Source organism: Pseudomonas anguilliseptica, assembly GCF_900105355.1.
Classification (GTDB): Bacteria; Pseudomonadota; Gammaproteobacteria; order Pseudomonadales; family Pseudomonadaceae; genus Aquipseudomonas; species Aquipseudomonas anguilliseptica.
Window position 1 is genome coordinate 182,893 of sequence record NZ_FNSC01000002.1, and the last position, 23,200, is coordinate 206,092.

Genomic DNA, 23,200 nt, shown 5'->3' on the forward strand with positions numbered 1-23,200 from the left:
TTTTGTTCTTGTTGGATTAATCATGCGCAGTATCTGTAAAACGGCCAGCAAAAAGAAATAAAAAAGCCGTGCGCTCCGTTCATATTCTTGGCTATGCGCCTTGTGTGGTGATCCCGCACTAGGCTTAACAAGGGTGGCATTAACCGTTGCCAACCCAGCTCTCGATAAAAATAACAGGAGCACCATCATGTCTCTGGCCGAGATCCGCCTGGATGACAAGTACCGCCTTGCTACCGGTCACCTCTACCTGACCGGCACCCAGGCGCTGACCCGTCTGCCCATGCTGCAGAAGCAACGCGACGCAGCTCATGGCCTGAATACCGCGTGCTTTATTTCCGGTTACCGTGGCTCGCCGCTGGGCAACCTCGACAAGAGCCTGTGGGATGCCAAGGAGTACCTCAAAGACAATCACATCCACTTCCAGTCGGGGGTCAACGAAGAGTTAGCCGCCACCTCGGTGTGGGGCAGCCAGCAGACCAGTCTGTTCCCCGGTGCGCGCTACGACGGCGTGTTTGCCATGTGGTACGGCAAGGGTCCGGGTGTGGACCGCTGCGGTGATGTGTTCAAGCACGGCAACTCGGCCGGCGTCTCCGAGCATGGCGGTGTGCTGCTGCTGGCCGGCGACGACCATGGCTGCAAGTCCTCGAGCATTGCCAACCAGAGCGAGCATGCGTTTATCGCCGCCTCGATACCGGTACTCAACCCGGCCAACGTTCAGGAGATTCTCGATTACGGGATCATCGGCTGGGAGCTTTCGCGTTACAGCGGTTGCTGGGTGGCGCTGAAAACCATCGCCGAAAACGTCGATTCTTCCGCCGTGGTGGATGTCGACCCGCTGCGCATGCAGGTGAAGATTCCCGAGGACTTCCAGCTGCCGGAGGACGGCGTGTATATCCGCTGGCCTGACCCGCCCCTTGCTCAGGAAGCGCGCCTTAACACCTACAAAATCTACGCCGCCCGTGCCTTTGCGCTGGCCAACAACCTCAACCAGATCAAGCTCGATTCGCCCAACCCGCGCCTGGGCATTATCACCACCGGTAAGTCCTATCTCGACGTGCGCCAGGCCCTGGACGACCTCGGTCTGGACGAAGCGCTGTGCGCCCAGGTCGGCCTGCGCGTACTCAAGGTCGGCATGAGCTGGCCGCTGGAGCCTGTTTCGGTGCATGAGTTCGCCGAAGGCCTGGACGAGATTCTGGTGGTCGAGGAAAAACGCAGCATCATCGAAGACCAGCTCACCGGTCAGCTGTACAACTGGCCCGTGGGCAAGCGCCCGGTGGTGGTGGGCGAGTTCGACGAAGCCGGGCATTCGCTGCTGCCGAACCTGTCCGAACTGACCCCGGCGATGATCGCCCGCGCCATCGCCAAGCGCCTCGCGCCGATCTACAGCAGCCCGCAAATTGAAGAGCGCCTGGCCTTCCTCGCCGCCAAGGAAGCCTCGCTGGCCGCGCCTAAGCATCACACCGTGCGCACCCCGCATTTCTGCTCCGGATGCCCGCACAACACCTCGACCAAACTGCCGGAAGGCAGCCGTGCCCAAGGCGGTATTGGTTGCCATTACATGACCCAGTGGATGGACCGCAATACCGACACCTTTACCCAGATGGGCGGCGAGGGCGCGACCTGGATCGGCCAGGCGCCGTTTACCGACACCCCGCATATCTTCCAGAACCTCGGCGACGGCACCTACTTCCACTCCGGCCAGCTGGCCCTGCGTGCGGCCGTGGCCGCCGGGGTGAATATCACCTACAAAATTCTCTACAACGACGCCGTGGCCATGACCGGCGGCCAGCCCATCGACGGCGAACTGCGCGTCGATCAGCTGAGCCAGCAGGTGTACGCCGAAGGGGTGAAACGCATTGCCCTGGTCACCGACGAGCCGGAAAAATACCCGACGCGCAACACCTTCGCGCCTATCGTCACCTTCCACCATCGGCGTGATCTGGATGCTGTGCAGCGTGAGCTGCGCGAGTTCCAGGGTTGCTCGGTGATCATCTACGATCAGACCTGCGCCACCGAGAAACGTCGTCGGCGCAAGCGCGGCAAGCTGGTCGACCCGCAGAAGCGTGCCTTTATCAACCCGGCGGTGTGCGAGGGTTGCGGCGATTGCAGCGTCAAGTCCAACTGCCTGTCAGTGCTGCCGCTGGAAACCGAGTTGGGGCGTAAGCGCGAGATCGACCAGAACTCCTGCAACAAGGATTTCAGCTGCGTGGAGGGCTTCTGTCCGAGTTTTGTCACTGTGCACGGCGGCAGTCTGCGCAAACCCACGGCCGTTGGCCTGGGCGCGCTATTTATCGCCTTACCGGAACCGCGCCAACCTGCGCTGGATCGCCCTTGGAATATCCTCTTGCCGGGTGTCGGCGGCAGCGGCGTGACCACTGTCGGCGCGTTGCTCGGCATGGCTGCGCATATCGAAGGCAAGGGCTGCAGCGTGCTCGATCAGGCTGGCCTGGCGCAGAAATTTGGCCCGGTGATCACCCATATCCGCGTCGCCGCCAAGCAGAACGATATCTTTGCCGTACGCATCGCAGCCGGGGAAACCGACCTGCTGCTCGGTTGCGATCTGGTGGTGTCGGCCAGTGAAGAGGCCCTGGCCAAGCTGAATGACAAGATCGCCCATGCGGTGGTCAACAGTCATGAAGCTGCAACCGCCGAATTCACCCGCAACCCCGATGCCCAGGTGCCTGGCGCGGCCATGCGCGAGGCGCTGATCGAAGCGGTGGGGGCGAGCAAAACCCACTTTGTCGATGCCAGCCGTCTGGCCACCCGCCTGCTTGGCGACAGCATCGCCACCAACCTGTTTATGCTCGGTTTCGCTTACCAGAAAGGCCTGGTGCCGGTTTCCTCTGAAGCCATCAACAAGGCCATCGAGCTTAATGGCGTGGCTGTGCAACTGAATCAGCAGGCCTTTCTCTGGGGCCGTCGTGCGGCCCATGATGCGGTCGCGGTGGAGCGTCTGGCCAAGCCAGACGTGATCGAAGCGCCGCATTGCCAGACTCTGGACGAAATCGTCGCTGATCGCGTGGTGCGCCTGACTGCCTACCAGAACGCCGCCTACGCCGAGCGTTACCGCGAGCAGGTGGCGCGGGTGCAGCAGGTCGACAAGAGCGCTGACCAAGCGTTGAGCAAGGCAGTGGCGCGTTACTACTTCAAACTGCTGGCCTACAAGGACGAGTATGAAGTGGCGCGGCTGTACAGCGATGGCAGTTTTATCCGTCAGTTGGAGGCGCAGTTCAGTGGCGACTACCGCTTGCAGTTCCACCTGGCACCGTCCTGGCTGAGCAAGCCGGACGCCAGCACCGGTGAGCCGCGCAAGCGCGCCTTTGGCCCCTGGATGCTCAAAGCGTTTGGCGTATTGGCCAAGTTCAAGTTCCTGCGTGGCACGCCACTGGACCTGTTTGGCTACAGCGCCGAGCGCCGGCTTGAGCTGCAGCTGATCGACGACTACGAGCAGGATCTGGAGTACCTGCTCAAGGAGCTCAACGCCGACAACTACCGCACGGCCTTGGCCCTGGCTGAGCTGCCGGAGCAGATCCGCGGCTATGGCCACGTCAAGGAGCGCAGCCTGGCCAAGGTGCGCGAGCAGAGCAGCCAGCTCAAGGCGCGCATGCTGGTCAGCGAAATTCAGGCCGTGCAGTTGTTCGAGCCGGCCGCATAACAAACCCCTGACGCTTATAACCTTCACCCTCTCCCTTAACCGGGAGAGGGTGACCTCTTACAACAAAAAAACGAGGCACCTATGTCCGTGTTTTCCCATATCGATTTCGACCACCACGAGCAGGTGGTCTACGGCCACGACAAGGCCAGCGGCCTGAAGGCGATTATCGCCATTCACAACAGCAACCTCGGCCCGGCTCTTGGCGGTTGCCGCATGTGGCCCTACGCCAATGACGATGAAGCGCTGCGCGATGTGCTGCGCCTGTCGCGCGGCATGACCTACAAGTCGGCCCTGGCCAACCTGCCGCTGGGTGGCGGCAAGGCGGTAATTATCGGCGATCCGCATACCGGCAAGAGCGCGGCGCTGTTTCAGGCTATGGGCGATTTTGTCGACAGCCTCGGCGGCCGCTATATCACCGCCGCCGACTCCGGCACTGGCGTTGCGGAAATGCAGATCATGGCCGAGCGCACGCGCCACGTATCCGGCGCCGAGCTGCGCGAAGCCTTCGCTGGCGGCACGCGTAATGGCGACCCGTCACCGTCCACTGCTTACGGCGTGTTTATCGGCATCCAGACCGCAGTCAAACACCGCCTGGGCCGTGATGACCTGCACGGTCTGAAAGTCGCGATCCAAGGGGTAGGGCAGGTTGGCTTCGACCTGGCGCGTCAGCTCAAAGCCGCTGGGGCCGAGCTGTGGGTAAGCGATATTGTCGAGGCCAATGTACGTAGCGCGGTCGAGCAGCTGGGTGCAACCGCCGTCAGCCAGCAGGCAATTTTCGGCCTGGATGTCGATGTATTCGCGCCGTGCGCCATGGGCGGCATCATCAACCAGCAAACTCTGGAAGCCCTGCGTGCACCGATTATCGCTGGGGCCGCAAACAACCAACTGGCCGATGCCAGCCTGGCGGAAACCCTGCGCCGCAACGAGTGCCTGTACGCGCCGGATTACGCGATCAATGCCGGCGGCATTATCGATGTCTATTACGGTCGCAGTGGCGGAAGTGCTGCGCAGCTGAAAGCGCATATCGAAGGCATCGGCGCGACCCTGGAACAGATCTTCCAACGCGCCGATGCGGCGAGCAAAACCACGGTGGAGATTGCCGATCAATTGGCCGAAGAGCGGTTCGGCCGATAAAAACGGCTAAACGTAGCCCCACTACCGACACGTTTTGCATTACTTGTAGGAGCGGCCTTGGCCGCGATGCTTTTAGGCCGACGTCGATTCGCGGGCAAGCCCGCTCCTACAAAAGCGCTCGTCTGTTGAGCGCAGACTGTGCAGACATAGCTTTAGAGATGGTTTCTTAGTCCAACATCAACGCCAAACTAATCCCATGCGGCTTAACCCCTGACTGGCATAAAACGCATGGGCAGCTTCACGGCTCTGGCTACTGGACAGTGCCACCTTGTAACAACCCCAGGCGCGGGCGCGTTCGATGGCTTTGCCCATCAGCGTCTGGCCAATCCCCAGGCCGCGCGCCTCAGTATCCACCACCACATCTTCCAGAATCGCCGAACGGGCAAAATTGTGCGCCAGGTGCTCAATCAGATTGACCGTACAGGTGCCGAGTAACTTGCCGTCACGCTCGGCCACCAGCACCACACGGCTCACCGGCAGCTCGCTCAAGCGTAAAGCCAGTAGCTTGGCATCGGCACGCGGCTCATCGGGCGCCAGTTGTTGCAGTAAGGTAGCCAGGGCAGCAGCATCATTAATGCTAACCGCACGCAGGTGAAAATCGGCAAAAGGCGAATCCGGCAGATGATGCGAAGCAGCGGGGCGCATGGCGATCTCCTCTCCTTATGACAGCCGGTTGGCAGTATGGCGCAGAGATGATGGCAGCGGCATGACAAAACCGCCCAGCCTCGCTAAGATGCCGCCCGCTGGTGGCCCGTCTATCCAGCCTCGGTTCCCATAGTTCAATGGATAGAATAAGCCCCTCCTAAGGGCTAGATACTGGTTCGAATCCAGTTGGGAACGCCATCTACTGCAGCACGCCAGCGTTGTTAGCAAATGTCTGGTGGTGTGCTTGTGCTATTCAGCGCTTACTTCGTTTTCAATGGATTATCTCGTTCAGCCAAGTGCTGCTTTTGCTTTGGCCTATGTGCGGCCCTTTAACCCTGAAAGCAAAAAGCCCCGAAATCTTGTTAGAAATCAGGGCTTTGAAAACTGCGATTTGGAGCGGGCGATGGGAATCGAACCCACAGCTCTAGCTTGGGAAGCTAGGGTATTACCACTATACGACGCCCGCCAAAGTCCCGAAGATTATAGCGGGACCATCACACTGTCCAGATGATCATCGACTGTTGGACGATGACGATTGTGATTGTTGATCCTAAAGCGGCAGAGCCTCTCCGGCGAGTATGAAACTATCTGCCAGCCACTCTCTGGTGAGTGTCACGCATTGTGCTCAACGTTATTCCTGGCGAGTTTTGTGAGTGCTTATGTAAGCCATTGCTTACAGGGGGCGTAAGCCATTAGTGCGCAAGGTGACAGGTTAAGTGCTCTAAATTTTATTAAGTTGCTGTTTTTAAACAGTATTTATTTTTATTGAAAAGGGTTGGATGCCATCCGTGTGGAGTTTTCAGCGCTTGTTCAGAGGGCGGAAATCGCTAGTATTACACCTGTGCTCAGGGACAAGCACAGGTTGTCAGGATGACAATCAGGACATCGTAGGACGCGATTCATCAGGATAATGAGCTGGGAAATACAGGGACTAGGGACAAAAGAGTGGGCGACGCGAGTCGCCCCTTTTTTTGCCCGCATTTTATGTGCTTGGTATTTTTCGGTGGTTCTGCCGGCCTCTTGCTCCAGAGAGTTATGGCCCCGCAGAAAGTAAAAACCCGCGCGAGGCGGGTTTTTGTGCAGCCAGCGCAGCTACGTACTAGCGCTCCAGATACTGCAGCTTGTCCTTCACGCCATCCCACTCTTCAGCGTCCGGCAGGGACTCTTTCTTCTCGGTGATATTTGGCCAGACTTCGGCCAAGTCAGCGTTCAGTTCGATGTATTCCTGCTGATCTTCCGGCACCTCATCTTCGGAGAAGATGGCTTGTGCAGGGCACTCAGGCTCGCAGAGTGCGCAATCGATGCACTCGTCCGGGTGGATCACCAGGAAGTTCGGGCCTTCGTAGAAGCAGTCCACCGGGCAGACTTCTACGCAGTCGGTGTATTTGCATTTGACGCAGTTGTCGGTAACGACGAAGGTCATTTCTGATTCTCTCCTCGGGCGCCAGCCTGCCCCGTTCTATGCGGGTTTCAGCAGGCTAGGGGTAATGGCCACGGCTCAGGCTTTAAGTCGGGCAGTCATAAAAATGCGCGCGATTCTAACAGTTCGCGCGCAATAGCGTTAGAAGCGTGTCTTCCATGTATATAACAGTTCCAGCGCTTTGCGCGGAGTCAGATCATCCGGGTTGATCTTGCGTAATTCGTCCTGCAGCGGGTGCGGCAGGCTGGCGAACATATCGCTCTGCATCGGTGCGGCCATCTGGCCGGACTGCGTAGTTGGCAGCTCATGGGGCAGGCTGGTGGTTTCCAGACGCGCCAGGTGCTCGCGGGCGCGCAGGATAACCTCATTCGGCACGCCTGCCAGCTGTGCTACCGCCAAACCATAGCTCTGACTGGCAGGGCCAGGCAGCACGTGGTGGAGGAAGACGATGCGCTCATTGTGCTCGGTGGCATTCAAATGCACGTTGGCCACGATGGGCTGACTTTCCGGCAGCACGGTCAGCTCGAAGTAATGCGTGGCGAACAGGGTGTAGGCGCGCAGCTTGGCCAGCTGTTCGGCAGCCGCCCAGGCCAGCGACAGGCCGTCGAAGGTGCTGGTGCCGCGGCCGACTTCGTCCATCAGCACCAGGCTGCGCTCGCTGGCGTTGTGCAGAATGTTGGCGGTCTCGCTCATCTCCACCATAAAGGTCGAGCGGCCGCCGGCCAGGTCATCGCTTGAGCCGATACGGGTAAAGATGCGGTCGACCAGCGACAGCTCGCAGCTTTTCGCCGGCACGAAGCTGCCGATATGCGCGAGCAGCACGATCAATGCGGTCTGGCGCATATAGGTGGATTTACCACCCATGTTCGGCCCGGTGATGATCAGCATGCGCGTGTCATCGTCCAGGCTCAGGTCGTTGGCCACAAAGGGGGTGGTCAGTACCTGCTCGACCACCGGATGCCGGCCCTGGTCGATGCGCATGCACGGCTCGTCGACAAAGCGCGGGCGATTGAGATCCAGATTCAGCGCGCGCTCGGCCAGGTTGCTCAATACATCCAGCTCGGCTAGGGCCGCAGCACTGTCCTGCAGCGGGCCGAGGTGGCTGATCAGGCGTTCCAGCAGTTCGTCATAGAGCATCTTCTCGCGGGCCAAGGCGCGGCTCTTGGCTGACAGCGCCTTGTCTTCGAACTCTTTCAGCTCGGGTGTGATAAAGCGCTCGGCGCCTTTCAGGGTTTGCCGGCGGATATAGTCGGCCGGGGCCGATTCGGCCTGCTTGCTGGGCAACTCGATAAAGTAGCCGTGCACCCGGTTGTAGCCGACCTTGAGGTTGGCCAGGCCGGTGCGGGCTTTCTCGCGGGTTTCCAGGTCCATCAGGTATTGGCCGGCGTTCTCGCTGAGCGATTGCAGCTCGTCCAGCTCGGAGTCGTAGCCGGTCTTGAGCACGCCGCCGTCACGGATCACCGCGGGTGGGTTGTCGATAATCGCCCGGGCCAGCAGCTCGGCCAGTTCCGGGTAGGTGCTGACTATGCCGGCCAGCTCGCTCAGGTGTGGCGCTTCCAGATTGGTCATGGCCATCTGCAGCGTGGGCAGGGCGGCGAGGGCGTCGCGCAGGCGCGCCAGGTCACGCGGGCGCGCATTGCGCAGGCCGATACGTGCGAGGATGCGCTCCAGATCGCCGATTTCCTTGAGCTGCGGTTGCAGGGTTTCAAAGCGGTAGCGCTCTAGCAGGCAGGCAATCGATTCTTGGCGCGCTTCGAGAATGCTGCGGTCACGCAGTGGGCGATTCAGCCACCTGCTGAGCAGGCGGCTACCCATGGCGGTTTGGCAGCGATCGACCACTGATTGCAGGGTGTTGTCGCGCCCGCCGGCCAGGTTGATATCCAGCTCCAGATTGCGTCGGCTGGCACCGTCGAGAATCACCGTGTCGTCCAGACGTTCGTGACGCAGGCTGCGCAAGTGCGGCAGGGCGGTGCGCTGGGTTTCCTTGGCATACGCCAGCAGGCAGCCGGCAGCGCCGATGGCCAGGGTCAGGTTCTCGCAGCCAAAGCCCTTGAGATCTTGGGTGCCGAACTGTTGGCACAGGCTTTTGTGTGCGGTATCGCGCTCGAAGTCCCACGGCGCGCGACGGCGTGAGCCCCGGCGTTTTTCCGCAGGAAGATCCTGCGGCCAGTCATCGGGGATCAACAGTTCAACCGGGTTCAGGCGCTCAAGTTCGGCCAGCAGGTTTTCCCAGCCCTTGATCTCCAGCACGCTGAAGCGGCCGCTGGTGATGTCCAGCACAGCCAGGCCGAACAGGCGCTCATCGCCCAGTACTGCGGCCAGCAGGTTGTCGCGACGCTCATCGAGCAGTGCTTCGTCGCTGACCGTGCCCGGGGTGATGATGCGCACCACCTGACGCTCCACCGGACCCTTGCTGGTGGCCGGGTCGCCGATCTGCTCGCAGATCACCACAGACTCGCCGAGCTTGACCAGTTTGGCCAGGTAGCCTTCCAGCGAATGGTAGGGAATTCCGCACATGGGGATGGCCTGTCCGGCCGACTGGCCACGAGCGGTCAGGGTGATATCCAGTAGTTTGGCGGCCTTTTTCGCGTCCTCGTAGAAGATCTCGTAGAAGTCGCCCATGCGGTAAAACATCAGCTGTTCGGGATGCTGATTTTTCAGCTTCCAGTACTGCTGCATCATCGGCGTGTGAGAACTGAGGTCGCTTTGGCTCATCGTTTTAACTGTCCGGCTGAATCGCAAAAGCGCCTAGTGTACGGTATCGGCCTGGCTGGCTTTAACCCCGGAGTGCAGATGACTGCTAATGAATATGCCCTGACCCAATTGGCTGCCGAGCTGGGCAGGCAACTGATTGCCGCCAAGGCCCAGGTGACCACCGCAGAATCCTGTACTGGCGGCGGCATTGCCGAGGCGATTACCCGGATTCCCGGCAGCTCGGCCTGGTTTGAAGCGGGTTATGTCACTTACTCCAACGCGCAAAAGACTAAACAGTTGAATGTTCCCGAGGCGCTGTTTGCCACGGTTGGCGCAGTGAGTCAGGAGGTGGTCGAGGCCATGGTGCACGGGGCGCAGGCCCATAGTGGCGCGCGTTATGCCGTGGCAGTCAGCGGTGTCGCGGGGCCGGATGGCGGCTCGGCGGAGAAACCGGTGGGCACCGTCTGGCTGGCCTGGGGTGATGGTGAGCGGCTATTTAGCGTGCACCGGCAGTTTGCCGGGGATCGCAGCGAAGTTCGCCGACAAACGGTTGAGGCCGCGCTGGCTGGGCTGTTGCGCCTGCTGGCGCAAGAAAATCCAAACGCGGGGTAGGCGGGCGACTTGCCCTGTGGAATAATACTGTCTACTTATACAGTTGTTGGTGGCCGCTAGCTGGCCCTTCTTGATTACGTGAGGACTTAAATGGACGAGAATAAGAAGCGCGCCTTGGCGGCAGCTCTGGGCCAGATTGAAAAGCAATTCGGCAAGGGCGCGGTGATGCGTATGGGCGATCATGATCGCCAGGCGATCCCGGCCATCTCCACCGGCTCGCTGGGGCTGGACATCGCCCTGGGCATTGGCGGTCTGCCGAAAGGCCGTATCGTTGAAATCTACGGCCCTGAGTCCTCCGGTAAAACCACCCTGACCCTGTCGGTAATTGCCGAAGCGCAGAAGCTGGGCGCCACCTGCGCCTTCGTCGATGCCGAACACGCCCTCGACCCTGATTACGCTGGCAAGCTCGGCGTCAACGTCGATGACCTGCTGGTGTCGCAGCCGGATACCGGCGAGCAGGCCCTGGAAATTACCGACATGCTGGTGCGCTCCAATGCCATCGACGTGATCATTGTCGACTCGGTTGCTGCCCTGGTGCCGAAAGCAGAGATTGAAGGCGAGATGGGCGACATGCACGTCGGCCTGCAGGATGCAGTATTCGGTGTTGCAGCATAGATTTGGTTCACTTAGGAGGTATCCTTTCCTCTCGTAGGGGCACGCTCTAAGGAAACTCTGAATAAGACTTCCTGATTTTGGCAAAATGCCCGGACGCCACCCGCCGAGTTTTCCGATGAAGCAAATGACCTTCGCCGATGCCGAGTACGCCGGCAAACGCAAGCAGACCCGCAAAGAGTTGTTCCTGATCGAGATGGATCGGGTGGTGCCGTGGAAGGGTTTGATCGCACTGATCGAACCGTATTACCCCAAGGGTGAAGGCGGTCGGCCGGCCTATCCGCTGATGGCGATGCTACGTGTGCACCTGATGCAGAACTGGTTCGGCTACAGCGACCCGGCGATGGAAGAAGCGCTGTACGAGACCACTATCCTGCGGCAGTTCGCCGGGCTGAGTCTGGAACGTATCCCCGACGAAACCACCATCCTCAACTTCCGTCGTCTGCTGGAGAAACATGAGTTGGCTGCCGGCATCCTGGCCGTCATCAATGGCTATCTTGGCGACCGTGGCCTGTCGTTGCGCCAAGGCACCATCGTCGATGCCACGCTGATCAATGCGCCGAGTTCGACCAAGAACAAGGACGGCAAACGGGACCCAGAGATGCACCAGGCCAAGAAGGGCAACCAATACTACTTCGGCATGAAGGCGCACATTGGCGTGGATGACGAGTCGGGGCTGGTACACAGCGTGGTAGGCACGGCGGCCAACGTGGCGGATGTCACTCAGGTCGACAAGTTGCTGCACGGCGAGGAAAACGTGGTGTGCGCCGATGCGGGTTATACCGGCGTCGAAAAGCGCCCCGAACATGATGGGCGCGAGGTGATCTGGCAGGTTGCTGCCCGCCGCAGCACCTATAAGAAGCTGGGTAAGAGCAGCCCGCTGTACAAAGCCAAACGCAAGATCGAGAAGGCCAAGGCCCAGGTGCGCGCCAAGGTTGAGCACCCGTTCCGGGTGATCAAGCGTCAGTTCAGTTATGTAAAGACACGCTTCCGTGGCTTGGCCAAGAACACGGCGCAACTGGTGACGCTGTTCGCGCTGTCGAACCTGTGGATGGCACGCCGACATTTACTGACCAATGCAGGAGAGGTGCGCCTGTAATGCGGGAAATGGCTGCCGCGAGCTACTCGCGGCGGCTAAAAACACAGAAATGAATGGGTAATCTGATCGTTTTTGATCGATTTGCCGCTTTCAAAATCGGCGGGGCTGAAGTCAGCCAGAAATACATGGCTACTTCAGACCATCCCTAAGCAAATCAGTAAGATTCGATTAATTACTAATTCGAGTGGTCGATAAGAATGGATCAGGCAAAAAGCAAAGCGTTAGAAGCGGCTCTCTCACAGATTGAGAAGCAGTTTGGTAAGGGTTCCATTATGCGACTGGGTTCAGATCGCACTATGGATATCGATGTCATATCGACCGGCTCGCTTGGTCTGGACATCGCTCTAGGCGTAGGCGGTTTGCCGCGCGGTCGTATTGTAGAGATATACGGGCCTGAGTCTTCGGGTAAGACGACTCTAACACTCTCAGTTATTGCTGAAGCGCAACGTCAAGGGCTGACATGTGCATTTATCGATGCCGAGCATGCACTTGACCCAATCTACGCAGCAAAGCTTGGCGTTAATATTGATGATCTCCTGTGCTCGCAGCCAGATACCGGAGAGCAGGCGCTCGAGATCGTGGATATCCTTACTAGATCTGGTGCTATTAATCTTATTGTTGTCGACTCAGTGGCAGCTCTTACACCCAAAGCTGAAATCGAAGGTGAAATTGGGGATATGCACGTTGGGTTGGCCGCGCGCATGATGAGTCAGGCAATGCGTAAGATTACGGGTAACCTTAAAAACTCGAACACTATGTGTATCTTCATTAACCAAATTCGTATGAAGATAGGTGTTATGTTTGGGAGCCCTGAAACTACAACTGGCGGTAACGCCCTGAAATTCTATGCCTCGGTACGTCTGGATATCCGTCGCACCGGTGCAGTGAAGGAAGGTGACGAAGTTGCCGGCAGTGAAACCCGTGTAAAAGTTGTAAAGAATAAAGTTGCAGCACCTTTTAAACAAGCAGAGTTCCAAATTATTTACGGCCAAGGTATTAGTAAGGTAGGTGAAATTGTAGACTTGGCGGTCGCAAATGATTTTATCGATAAATCAGGTGCTTGGTATGCCTTTGAAGGCAATAAGATCGGCCAAGGCAAGGCCAATACCATGAAGTGGCTGTTGGAAAACAAAGCCACCATGGACAAGATTGAAGGTATGATCCGCGAGAAAATGATGCCTAAGAAACAAGCTGAATCCGGTGCCCCGGCGCCTGAAAAACAGCCTGAAGTCGAAGTTTGATAGTTTGCAGTCCAGCGAAACTTGGCCGAAATTATTACAGCTTCCGGTAGTGTCAGTCAGTCTTGGAAGACCTGGCTGCTAAAGCCAGGTTTCCCTTTAGGCTCTGTAAAGGTTAAATATCTAATACGGCCTGGCTTTCAAAGCTGGGCCTTTTATTTTGTGTTGAGGCGGATTTTAGATCGTGTCGCTAATTTGCACTATCCGCAGATTATAAGTCTAGTAGAGATGGTGGGTGCTCCCCAATCTGCTAAGCAACGGCGGCGGCAAAAACTGAGTGCAACACCTGATCTTTCCGATACGGTGCTGCCCCTATGTCTTATTCCGAACTCAGCGTTGAAGAGCGCGCCACTATTCAAATCGGTCATGCCCAAGGCTTTAGCCTGCGCAAGATTGCCCACCTGATCAACCGATCCCCCTCGACTATCAGTCGCGAGTTGCGCCGTAATCGAGAGGTCTGCGGTCGTTACTCGGCCCGTGCGGCGCAGCAGCAGATGAGAGCCCGGCGCCAAGTCTGCCGGCCCAAGCGAAAGCTGCTGCCCGGTAGTGAACGCTTCGTAAGCGCTCCATAAACCTCATCTACAAATGATCCGCAGGCCAGCCAATGCTGAGCTCCAATTTCTTTCTGGAGCCAGCCGTCATGATGCGCCCCGACGCCAAAGTCGAAAAAGTCTATCTATACCCCAAGCCGGTGGATTTCCGAAAATCCATCGATGGCCTGGCCGCCCTGGTCGAGCTGGATATCAAGGTGGCGGTGTTCGACCCGGTGCTGTTCGTCTTCCTCAACCGCGCGCGCAGCCGGGTGAAGATTTTGTATTGGGAGCGCAACGGCTTTTGCCTGTGGCTCAAGCGATTGGAGGCTGAACGCTTCAAGTCGCATCCGGAACCTGGCGAAGATGCGATCGTGCTGACGGCCCAGGAGTTGAACTGGTTGTTGGACGGTATCGACCTGTGGCGCAACCGGCCGCACCAGGTTTTGACCCCTAGGTTCGTCACCTGAGCCGGTATAATCCACGGCATGATTTCTGTGCCCGAAACCCTTCCTGATGACCCCGCCGCGCTCAAGCAATTGCTCGCTGAGGTGTTGTCGTCGGCGCAGGAATTGGCCAAGGACAAGGATGGGCAGATCGAGCGCCTGCGCGAACAAAACGCGCTGTTGATCCAGCGCCTGTTCGGCCGTAAATCCGAGCAGAGCAGCGACCCGGATTCACCGCAGCTAGAGATGTTCAACGAAGCGGAAAGCCTGGCCGAAGCGGCGGCTGAAGCTCCGGCCGCTGAGGTCGAGGAAGAAGTCGTTGCGCCGACCAAGCGCCGCGGCAAGCGCAAGCCGTTACCGGCCGAACTACCGCGTGTCGAGGTCATCCACGAACTGCCCGAACACGAACTGACCTGCGAATGCGGTTGCCGCAAGCAGGCCATCGGCGAAGAAACCAGCGAGCAGCTGGAAATCATCCCGATGCAGGTTCAGGTGATCCGCCACATTCGCAAGACCTATGCCTGCAAGGCCTGCGAAAGCGCGCCGGTCACCGCTGACAAACCGGCCCAACTGATCGAGAAAAGCCTGGCCAGCCCGAGCGTGCTGGCGATGCTGCTGACCAGCAAATACGCCGACGGCATCCCACTGTATCGCTTCGAAAAGATGCTCAGTCGCCATGGCATCGACATCCCCCGGCAGACCCTGGCGCGCTGGGTGATCCAGTGCGGCGAACTGCTACAACCGTTGCTCAACCTGATGCGCGACAGGCTGCTGGACAGTCCGGTGATCCACTGCGATGAAACCCGCGTGCAGGTGCTCAAGGAGCCTGGGCGCGATCCGAGCAGCCACTCCTGGATGTGGGTGCAGACCGGTGGCCCGCCTGGCAAGCCGGTGATCCTCTTCGACTACACAACCAGCCGCGCGCAGGAGGTGCCGCTGCGCCTGCTCGACGGTTATCGCGGCTACCTGATGACCGACGATTACGCCGGCTACAACGCCGTGGCCGCACAACAAGGTGTTGAGCGCCTGGCCTGCTGGGCGCATGCGCGGCGCAAGTTCGTCGAAGCGCAAAAGGTGCAACCGAAGGGCAAAACCGGGCGTGCCGACATCGCGTTGGGGATGATCAACAAGCTCTACGGCATCGAGCGCGAACTTAAGGATGCCAGCGATGAACAGCGCTACCGGGGCCGCCAGCAGCACAGCCTACCGCTCCTCGATCAGCTCAAGACCTGGCTGGAGAAAACCCAGCCGCAGGTCACGGCGCAGAATGCCCTGGGCAAAGCAGTGAACTACCTGGCGAGCAACTGGAGCCGACTCGAACGCTACATCGAGGCTGGCCACCTGCCGATCGATAACAACGCTGCCGAGCGCGCGATCCGGCCCTTCGTCATAGGTCGCAAGAACTGGCTGTTCAGCGACACGCCGAAAGGCGCGACCGCCAGCGCCCAACTCTACAGCCTGGTGGAAACCGCCAAGACCAATGGCCAGGAGCCCTACGCCTGGTTGCGCCATGTCCTCGAACGCCTGCCGCTGGCCAACAGCGTTGAAGCCTACGAAGCGCTGCTGCCTTGGAACTGCCAACCAACGACGCCACTGTAAAACGCAAAACCTCTCCAGAGGGAGGTGGGGTCTATGGAGCGCTTACGCATGAGTCAAGTGCGCATCGCCAAACAGCTGGGCGTCCATTCCGCGACAGTCAGTCGGGAAGTTCGCCGCAATGGGACTCAAAAGGCCTACAAAGCGGTCCTGGCAGACCAGCAAAGCGGCGTTCGCCAGCGCAGTGCACACAAATTCTGCAAGCCGAAAGTGTGGCTGCATGCGCATATTCCGCTCTGGCTGGAGCAGGGTTTTAGTCCCGAGCAGATCGCACAGCGCTTGAAGCTGGAATAGCCTGATCAAGCTGTCAGTCATGAGTGGATTTACCGCTTTGTCGATGTGGATAAAGGGGCGGCGGGTTGCTTTACCTACACCTTCGGCATCGTCGAAAGCGGTACCGCAAACGCTACGTGTCGTGGTCAAGTTTTAGTGGACACCTGAATAGGGGAATTTCAGGCGGTTGCTTTTTCGTACTCGGCCGGTGACTAGTTACCGAGCTTGGAACAGCCTGCTGCGAATGAAGATACTGCTCGCTCTTCAAGGTGATCACGACGAAGGGCTAACCACTTGGCAACTCCATAAACACCTTGCCAACTCGGGTGAGCCGATCTCCCTGGTTAGCGTCCGCCAAGGGGGGCACGTCTGTATAGGCGAGATATTCTCGTGCGCGTCGGGCGGGGCCAGTATCGCCTCAAACAGAACCGTTTACCCGAGCTTGGGCAAGGCCTAGCTCGGGCCGAGGTTTGCTTAGCCGATGGGGGCGGCAGTGGTCGGTGCGTGCTGCGCTATATCATTTTGACAATAATTATCATTTGTATTTAATATTCGCACGCATTTGACGCCCTGCCTGCGGCGTCTAGTCTCGGATATTACTCTGCATGAATGAGCTCGATAGCGCCTTGCTGGCGCTGCTGCTTGAGGATGAAGCGTCTCAGGTAGACCGCATATCCTTACTGCTATCCGCCGGTCCGTCCCCCCTGTCCTTTGCCCAACAGCGTTTGTGGTTTCTGCAGCGGCTGGCCCCAGAATCGACAGCCTACAATCTTACTCGGGCTTTTCACCTGAGCGGCAGGCTCGATGTGTTGGCGTTGGAGAAAGCCTTCCAAGCCTTGATCGCTCGGCACGCGGTATTGCGCACTCGCTTCGAAGACATTCAGGGCGAACCGCAACAGATTGCCCTTGCTGAGGTGTCGTTCAGCCTGGCCTGCGAGCAACACACCGGCATGTCTGATGAGGCACAGTTGGCCGTCCTCAGTCGCCGTCTGCAGGATGAGGCCGCACAGACCTTCGACTTGAATCTGGCTCCACTGCTGCGGGTAACCCTGCTGCACTTCGACGAGCAGAACCACGGCCTGCTGCTGGCCATGCACCACATAGTCTCGGATGCCTGGTCCAATCCCATTCTGGTACGGGACTTGGCCGCCGCCTACGCACAGGCCCTGGCGGGACAAACGCCTGAGCTGCCGGTGCTACCCGTGCAATACCCCGACTATGCGGTGTGGCAGCGCCAGCAGTTGCAAGGCGAGGCTTTGGCGACTGAGCTGCGTCACTGGCGCCAGTATCTGGGCGAGCGCGTGCCGGTACTGGAATTGCCCACCGACCTGCCGCGCCCGGCACAGCCGAGCCAGCGCGGGCAGCGGCTGCGGTTCGCCCTGCCGAGCGAGCTCAGCGAGCGTGCCCAGCGGTTCTGCCGAGCCGAGAGCTGCACGCCCTTCGTGTTGCTGCTGGCTACCTGGCAAGTACTGCTGGCGCGCTACAGCGGCCAGCAGGCCTTCGCCATCGGCGTGCCCCATGCGGCCCGCAGCCGGTGCGAACTGGAGGAGCTGATAGGTTTCTTCGTCAATACCCTGGTCTACCGGGTTGATCTGGGCACCCAGCTGAGCGGCCGCGAGCTATGCCGGCGGTTACGCCAAGAGTCCTTGGCGGCACTGGATCACGCCGAGCTGCCGTTCGAACTGTTGCTGGAGCAATTGCAAATTGAGCGCGATCCGAGCCGCACTCCGTTGTTTCAGGCGATGTTTAACCTGAGTAGCGGTGCAGCGGTGTGCCTGAGTCTGGCGGATATCCAGATCGAGCAGCTGCGGATCGATGCCGACAGTGCCAAGTTCGATCTGAGTCTGGATGTCGCAGTGCGGCCGGATGGCGTGCACTGCGAACTGGAGTACAACCTGGATCTGTTCCTGCCGGCCACCGCCGAGCGCATAGCGGCGCATTACCAGCAATTGCTGAACGCTTTACTGGACAGCCCTGACTCAAGTGTTTGGCAGCTGCCCCTGTTGGCGAGCGGTGAACGCGAGCTGGTGTTGCGTCAGTGGAACCGCAGCGAGCGGTTGTTGAACCCGGGTGAGGACATGCTGGCCCTCTTCGAGCGCCGTGTCCTTGTCGCTCCAGGGCGCTGCGCGCTGGTCTGCGGTACAGAGCAGTTGAGCTACGCCGAGCTGAATGCCAGAGCTAATCGCCTGGCGCACTGGTTGCGTGAGAAAGGTGTGGGCGGCGAGCAGTTGATCGGTGTCTGCCTGGAGCGCGAGGCCGCATTGCTGGTGGCATTACTGGCGATCCACAAGGCCGGTGCCGCCTACCTGCCGATCGACCCGGCGCAGCCGCCCGCGCGTAACGTCGATATACTCGCCCAGGCTGCACCGCGCCTGCTACTGACCCGTGAAGCCTTGGCTGGCCTGTTCGATAACGGCTCGCCGGTGGTCACCTTGGAGTCGCTGGAACCGACCCTAGCGACACGCAGCGAAGCGAATCCCGGGTTGCTCGCGCAGCCACGGCAGCTGGCTTACAGCCTCTATACGTCCGGCTCTACCGGCCGACCCAAGGGCGTGCAGATCGAACGCGAAGCATTGGCCAATTTTCTCCAGGGTATCCAAGCGCATGCGCGTCTGACGGCTAATGACCGGTTGCTGGCGGTGACCACTCTGGGCTTCGATATCGCAGCACTGGAGCTGTTCCTGCCATTGCTGCATGGCGCCTGTGTGGTGCTCGCCCAGCGTGAGCATACGCTGCAGCCAGCCGCCTTGATCGAACTGCTGGAGACCCAGGCGATCAGCGTGATGCAGGCGACGCCGGCCACCTGGCAGATGCTCCTGGATCACGACAGCCCAGCTTGGCAAGGACTGCGGGTGCTCTGTGGCGGCGAAGCACTGGCCGGCGAGTTGGCCGAACGCCTGCTGGCGCGCGGTGTGCGCCTGAGCAATGTCTACGGGCCGACCGAAACTACCGTATGGTCGGCGGCGCAGAAGGTCGAGCGAGTGGATGCAGCAGTCGTCCCTATAGGTCGGCCGCTGGCCAATAACCGTCTGTACATCCTCGATGAATACTTACAACCGCAGCCACCCGGCGTAGTGGGGGAGCTGTATATCGGTGGTGCCGGCCTGGCTCGTGGCTATGCCGGACGTGCTGATTTGACCGCCGCGGCCTTTGTGCCCAATCCCTTCGCCGTGACCGGCGCGCCGGGGGCAGGCCCAGGCAGCCGGCTCTACCGTACTGGCGATCTGGCCCGCTACCGCGCCGACGGCAGTGTCGAGTTTCTCGGCCGGCGGGATTTTCAGGTGAAATTGCGCGGCTTTCGCATCGAGTTGGGCGAAATCGAAGCGGCGTTGAACGCCCATGGCGAGGTACAACAGGCTGTGGTGGCGGTACGCAAAGCACCTGGCGGGCAGGATGCATTGGTCGCCTACCTGCGCGCCGCTCCTGAGTTGCTCAGCGAAAGTCTCGGCCCCTATCTGCGCGAGCGGCTGCCGGCCTACATGCTGCCGGCGGCCTTCGTCAGGCTGGAGAGTCTTCCTCTGAATGCAAACGGCAAGGTCGACCGCCAGGCATTGCCTGCTCCTGTCTGGGGCGCGGCCGAAGCGACGATGCCGCCGGCCAGCGATAGCGAAAAACGCCTGGCCGCGATCTGGACTGAAGTGCTGGGAGTAAGCGCCATCTCGCGCCAGGACGAGCTCTTCGCCCTAGGCGCGCAGTCCCTGCAACTGGTGCGTATCCAAGCGCGGATCGCCCGCGAGTTCGCCTGCGAGGTGGCCTTGGCCGAGCTGTTCGCCCATCCGCGTCTAAGCGACATGGCCCTGTTGATCGAACAAGCCTGCCTGACACCTGAAGAGGATCAATGGGCGCAGATCGACAGCCTGTTGCAAGCCTATGAATAAGCGTATCGAGGGATATCCATGATGGTCTTTATGTCTTTGCTGCAACGCCACCGTGGTCTGCTCACGCTGGCTCTGCTGGGCAGCCTGGCGAGCGCGGCGGCTGGCATCGCGCTGCTCAACGAAATCAATCAGCTGATCGCCGGTGCGCAGACCCTGAGCATTGCTCGAGGGAGCTATTACCTCGGCCTGCTGCTGGTGCTATTTGCCTGTGGTTTCGCCTCCCAAGCCTTGCTGACCGCCCTGGGCCACCGGGTGGTCTATGAGCTGCGCCTGCAACTGGTCAAGCGCTTGCTGGATACGTCTATCGAGCAATTGGAGAAGATCGGCGCTGCGGGCCTGTATGCCACCCTGAGCAAGGACGTCGAGTCCATAGGCCAGGCCTTCAACCGGCTGCCCTTCGTGCTCTACAACGGCATCTTGATGTTGGGCGGCTTTGCCTATCTGGCCTGGCTTTCCTGGCAACTGCTGCTGCTTTGTGGGTTGTTGTTGGGGCTGGGGGTCTGGTTGGCCCATGGCTGGTTCGCGCGGATGCGCGAGTTGATGAAAGTGGTGCGCGACACAGATGATCAGCTTTACGCCGCCTATACCGCGGCCATCGAGGGGCGCTACGAACTGGCGTTGAACACCCAGCGCAAGCAGCGTTTCTACGCGCTTGATCTGCTTCCAGCGGCCGACCGTGCACGGGCTAACGAGGTACTTGCCGACCGCTACTGGACGCTCAGCCTGAACTGGACGGTGACGCTGATCCTTGGCTTGGCCGGTGGGTTATTCGCCGCTGGAGCGTGGCTGGGCATAGGCGCAGCCACTGTGGCGGCTTTCGTCCTAGTGCTGATGTTCCTGCGCATGCCGCTCAACGATATGATCGGCAGCCTGCCCACCTTGGTTTCCGGGAATGTGGCCCTGGCCAAGATCGAGTCGCTGACCCTGGCACCTTGTCGTCCCGAGTTCGCTGTCCAACAGCCCAGGGTTCCCAATAGCGGTGAGCTGCTGCTAGAACTCGAAGGGCTGACTTACGCCTATCCGTCAGTCAGCGATGATTATGGCTTTCACTTGGGACCCATCGACCTGCATGTCTATGCCGGCGAGACGCTGTTTATCGTCGGCGGCAACGGCAGCGGCAAGTCGACCCTGGCCAAGTTGCTGACCGGGCTTTATCGCCCAAGCGGCGGGCTATTGAGCTTGCACGGCGAAGAGATCACCGATGAGCGGCGGATTGGTATCGCAGCCATTTTTCCACAGTGTTTTCCAGCTTCCATCTGTTCGAGCGACTGGTCGGCCCGACAGGCAATTTCGATCTGTCTCTGGCCCAGGCCTGGCTGGCTCGCCTGCGCATGGAGCGCAAAGTGTCCATCGATCCGGCCGGTCTGCTTTCCACCACCCAGTTGTCCCAGGGGCAGCGCAAGCGCCTGGCCCTGCTGGTGGCGCTGGTGGAGGAGCGGCCTATTTTGCTGCTAGACGAATGGGCGGCGGATCAGGACCCGCTGTTCCGTGCCTTCTTCTATCTGGAACTGCTGCCCGAGCTGAAAGCGCGGGGCAAGACGGTAATCGCTATCAGCCACGACGACCGCTACTTCGCTGTGGCTGATCGGGTGCTCAAGTGTGACGGCGGTCAGTTAAGCGTGCTGGATAAAAGCGGCTTCAGGCCGGTGCAAGAGCAGTTGGCGGTTGCCGTTAGTTGAATTTTGGCTGCTGGTGTTCGGGCATCCGGTACAGCTAACAAGCGGTTATCGATCTGAGCCTTATACGGCTTTACCAGGTAAACGTCTGGCAAAGGCTTGTGAGATGGCACTTTGCATAGTTGCAATTGCAATTGCAATTGCAAATCGTTATCGTTATCGACTCTATTTGATAAGTTGGGGGGATATATGCAGCATCGAGGAAAGCGGTCAAAGCAGGGCGCGCGGGTTTCCAAGCGTCTATTGATGCCATTTATGCTGAGCGGCATCGCCTTCTCAGGTGCGTCATGGGCTGAGGAGCAAGCCGCGCCAGCGGATGCTCTGGATCTGCCTGCGCAGACAATCACCGGCAAGCAAAACGACGAAACGGTGGTGACCGCAGGCTCGAAAGTCCCAGTTAAGCTGCGCGAAGTACCACAAACGGTCAATGTGGTCGGTCAGCAGCGTATCGAGGAACAGAACCTCTACACCCTGGAACAGGCCATGAAGCAGGTCGGCGGGGTGACGGTGCAGCGCATCGATGCCAACCGCACGACCTATCTCTCTCGCGGCTTCGAGATGACCTCGCTGTCATTGGATGGCACGCCTACCACTATGGATGGCCGCATCTTCCTCTCGCCGGACATGGCGATGTACGAACGGGTTGAAGTACTTAAAGGCCCGGCCGGTATCCTCAATGGCACCGGCGGCACTGGCGGTACCATCAATCTGGTGCGCAAGCGCCCGCAGGCCGAAGCGGCGGTTGACGGTGAACTGAGCGCCGGGTCCTGGGATGACTATCGCAGCATGATCGATGTCACCGGCCCGTTGACCGAGAGCGGCAATATCCGCGGCCGTGCGGTAGCCAGCAAGCGTGACCGGCATTTCTATTACGACGGCGGCGATGAAAAGAGCAATCTGTTCTATGGCGTGCTGGAAGCCGACCTGACCCCGGATACTCTTTTGACCTTGGGCGTTAGCCATCAGGAAGTGGATGCGCGCGGTGCCCAGCGTTCGCTGCCGTCCTATCTGTCGGTGACCCCGGGTGGTGATTTCAAGCTGTCACTGGTCGATGTCTCGCGCTCGAATTTCTATGGCGCCGACTGGAATCGTGACTATTTCTGGAGCGACAGCGCTTTCGCCGAGTTGGAGCAACAACTGGCTGGTGGCTGGAAGGCCAAGCTGTCCCTGCGCCATGCGCAGAATAACTTCGACCTGACCCAGGCATACGCACGCAACGGTTTCGGCATAGACCCAGAGCTCAATGTGGTGGACATCAACGCCATCCGCTTCGACTACCGCGAAGAGCAGAACGAGGTGGATGCCTATGTTGATGGGCCGTTTAGCCTGTTCGGTCGCGAGCATAAGCTGCTGCTCGGGGCCAACTACAGCCGTTCCGAATTCCACAACAAAGGGGATTTCGACTCCGAGTTTCTCGAAGAGGTGGATCTGTTCGATCCGCAGGTCAGCGCAGCGCAAATTGACTTGGTTCCTCAGCAAGACGTTTTCGCCGATACACGTCAGCGTGGGATCTACAGCAATCTGCGCCTGAGCCTGGCCGACCGTTGACCCTGGTACTGGGCGGGCGTCTCTCCTGGTGGGACTTCGACAACACCACCTACACTCCGAGCGTTGCCCGCACCGGCAATAGCAACGACAATATAGACGGCGAGTTCACCCCTTTCGTCGGCCTGGTTTACGACATCAACCAAA

At 59.5% G+C, this 23,200-nt stretch carries 13 protein-coding genes, 2 tRNA genes and 6 pseudogenes; 17 read left to right on the forward strand and 4 right to left on the reverse strand.

Annotated features, from left to right (window positions below; translation table 11 throughout):
- Positions 1-187 precede the first annotated feature (187 nt).
- Positions 188-3,655, forward strand: coding sequence for an indolepyruvate ferredoxin oxidoreductase family protein (locus BLW24_RS25330; RefSeq protein ID WP_090387976.1), 3,468 nt, complete (start codon positions 188-190; stop codon positions 3,653-3,655).
- Between the two features lie 81 nt (positions 3,656-3,736).
- Positions 3,737-4,789 carry a Glu/Leu/Phe/Val dehydrogenase dimerization domain-containing protein gene (locus BLW24_RS25335; RefSeq protein ID WP_090387977.1) on the forward strand — a complete coding sequence of 351 codons (1,053 nt, stop codon included), beginning with the start codon at positions 3,737-3,739 and terminating at the stop codon, positions 4,787-4,789.
- 166 nt (positions 4,790-4,955) lie between these two features.
- Here the strand turns inward: BLW24_RS25335 and BLW24_RS25340 are convergent.
- Positions 4,956-5,434 (reverse strand): annotated as a pseudogene (locus BLW24_RS25340) (GNAT family N-acetyltransferase).
- Between the two features lie 123 nt (positions 5,435-5,557).
- On the opposite strand from BLW24_RS25340, the gene BLW24_RS25345 reads away from it, so the two are divergent.
- Positions 5,558-5,632 (forward strand) — tRNA-Arg (locus BLW24_RS25345).
- Positions 5,633-5,826: 194 nt separating this feature from the next.
- Here the strand turns inward: BLW24_RS25345 and BLW24_RS25350 are convergent.
- The 3 genes from BLW24_RS25350 to mutS form a co-directional block, all read right to left on the reverse strand.
- Positions 5,827-5,900 (reverse strand) — tRNA-Gly (locus tag BLW24_RS25350).
- A 633-nt stretch (positions 5,901-6,533) separates the two neighbouring features.
- Positions 6,534-6,857: a ferredoxin FdxA gene (fdxA, locus tag BLW24_RS25355; protein WP_090248347.1), complete on the reverse strand. Its 324-nt coding sequence runs from the start codon at positions 6,855-6,857 to the stop codon at positions 6,534-6,536.
- 138 nt (positions 6,858-6,995) lie between these two features.
- Positions 6,996-9,569, reverse strand: coding sequence for a DNA mismatch repair protein MutS (gene mutS / locus BLW24_RS25360; protein WP_090387978.1), 2,574 nt, complete (start codon positions 9,567-9,569; stop codon positions 6,996-6,998).
- A gap of 78 nt (positions 9,570-9,647) precedes the next feature.
- On the opposite strand from mutS, the gene BLW24_RS25365 reads away from it, so the two are divergent.
- The 14 genes and pseudogenes from BLW24_RS25365 to BLW24_RS27040 form a co-directional block, all read left to right on the forward strand.
- Positions 9,648-10,160: a CinA family protein gene (locus tag BLW24_RS25365; RefSeq protein WP_090387760.1), complete on the forward strand. Its 513-nt coding sequence runs from the start codon at positions 9,648-9,650 to the stop codon at positions 10,158-10,160.
- 90 nt (positions 10,161-10,250) lie between these two features.
- Positions 10,251-10,748: pseudogene (locus tag BLW24_RS25370) on the forward strand (ATPase domain-containing protein); the annotation flags it as partial.
- A 142-nt stretch (positions 10,749-10,890) separates the two neighbouring features.
- Positions 10,891-11,871: an IS5 family transposase gene (locus BLW24_RS25375; RefSeq protein ID WP_090375425.1), complete on the forward strand. Its 981-nt coding sequence runs from the start codon at positions 10,891-10,893 to the stop codon at positions 11,869-11,871.
- 197 nt (positions 11,872-12,068) lie between these two features.
- Positions 12,069-13,112 carry a recombinase RecA gene (gene recA, locus BLW24_RS25380; protein WP_090387979.1) on the forward strand — a complete coding sequence of 348 codons (1,044 nt, stop codon included), beginning with the start codon at positions 12,069-12,071 and terminating at the stop codon, positions 13,110-13,112.
- A gap of 311 nt (positions 13,113-13,423) precedes the next feature.
- Positions 13,424-13,666 (forward strand): annotated as a pseudogene (locus BLW24_RS25385) (helix-turn-helix domain-containing protein); the annotation flags it as partial.
- A 47-nt stretch (positions 13,667-13,713) separates the two neighbouring features.
- Complete coding sequence (gene tnpB / locus BLW24_RS25390; RefSeq protein WP_244161054.1) at positions 13,714-14,109, forward strand: IS66 family insertion sequence element accessory protein TnpB; 396 nt, start codon at positions 13,714-13,716, stop codon at positions 14,107-14,109.
- Between the two features lie 18 nt (positions 14,110-14,127).
- Positions 14,128-15,684, forward strand: a complete 1,557-nt coding sequence (gene tnpC / locus BLW24_RS25395; RefSeq protein WP_090375474.1) for an IS66 family transposase — start codon at positions 14,128-14,130, stop codon at positions 15,682-15,684.
- 33 nt (positions 15,685-15,717) lie between these two features.
- Positions 15,718-16,097, forward strand: a pseudogene (locus tag BLW24_RS25400) (IS30 family transposase); the annotation flags it as partial.
- Between the two features lie 462 nt (positions 16,098-16,559).
- A complete protein-coding gene (locus tag BLW24_RS25410) occupies positions 16,560-19,832 on the forward strand; it encodes a non-ribosomal peptide synthetase (RefSeq protein WP_090382685.1) in 3,273 nt (1,090 codons plus the stop codon).
- A gap of 30 nt (positions 19,833-19,862) precedes the next feature.
- A pseudogene (locus BLW24_RS25415) lies at positions 19,863-20,975 on the forward strand (ABC transporter transmembrane domain-containing protein); the annotation flags it as partial.
- Positions 20,976-21,070: 95 nt separating this feature from the next.
- Positions 21,071-21,238 (forward strand): annotated as a pseudogene (locus BLW24_RS26920) (cyclic peptide export ABC transporter); the annotation flags it as partial.
- A 39-nt stretch (positions 21,239-21,277) separates the two neighbouring features.
- On the forward strand, positions 21,278-21,511 hold the full coding sequence (locus BLW24_RS26775) for a hypothetical protein (protein ID WP_244161312.1): 234 nt from the start codon (positions 21,278-21,280) through the stop codon (positions 21,509-21,511).
- A gap of 243 nt (positions 21,512-21,754) precedes the next feature.
- Positions 21,755-23,056, forward strand: a complete 1,302-nt coding sequence (locus BLW24_RS25420; RefSeq protein WP_167360459.1) for a TonB-dependent siderophore receptor — start codon at positions 21,755-21,757, stop codon at positions 23,054-23,056.
- A partial coding sequence (locus BLW24_RS27040) for a hypothetical protein (protein WP_139272760.1) occupies positions 23,053-23,200 on the forward strand: 148 nt, incomplete at its 3' end. The genes BLW24_RS25420 and BLW24_RS27040, both read left to right, overlap by 4 nt.

Bases quoted from the DNA above. Each gene is read 5' to 3' on its own strand.
- BLW24_RS25335 (WP_090387977.1), top strand. From the start codon at position 3,737: ATGTCCGTGTTTTCCCATATCGATTTCGACCACCACGAGCAGGTGGTC.
- BLW24_RS25375 (WP_090375425.1), top strand. From the start codon at position 10,891: ATGAAGCAAATGACCTTCGCCGATGCCGAGTACGCCGGCAAACGCAAG.
- BLW24_RS25420 (WP_167360459.1), top strand. From the start codon at position 21,755: ATGCCATTTATGCTGAGCGGCATCGCCTTCTCAGGTGCGTCATGGGCT.
- fdxA (WP_090248347.1), bottom strand. From the start codon at position 6,857: ATGACCTTCGTCGTTACCGACAACTGCGTCAAATGCAAATACACCGAC.
- BLW24_RS25365 (WP_090387760.1), top strand. From the start codon at position 9,648: ATGACTGCTAATGAATATGCCCTGACCCAATTGGCTGCCGAGCTGGGC.
- tnpC (WP_090375474.1), top strand. From the start codon at position 14,128: ATGATTTCTGTGCCCGAAACCCTTCCTGATGACCCCGCCGCGCTCAAG.
- recA (WP_090387979.1), top strand. From the start codon at position 12,069: ATGGATCAGGCAAAAAGCAAAGCGTTAGAAGCGGCTCTCTCACAGATT.
- BLW24_RS25410 (WP_090382685.1), top strand. From the start codon at position 16,560: ATGAATGAGCTCGATAGCGCCTTGCTGGCGCTGCTGCTTGAGGATGAA.
- BLW24_RS25330 (WP_090387976.1), top strand. From the start codon at position 188: ATGTCTCTGGCCGAGATCCGCCTGGATGACAAGTACCGCCTTGCTACC.
- mutS (WP_090387978.1), bottom strand. From the start codon at position 9,569: ATGAGCCAAAGCGACCTCAGTTCTCACACGCCGATGATGCAGCAGTAC.
- tnpB (WP_244161054.1), top strand. From the start codon at position 13,714: ATGCTGAGCTCCAATTTCTTTCTGGAGCCAGCCGTCATGATGCGCCCC.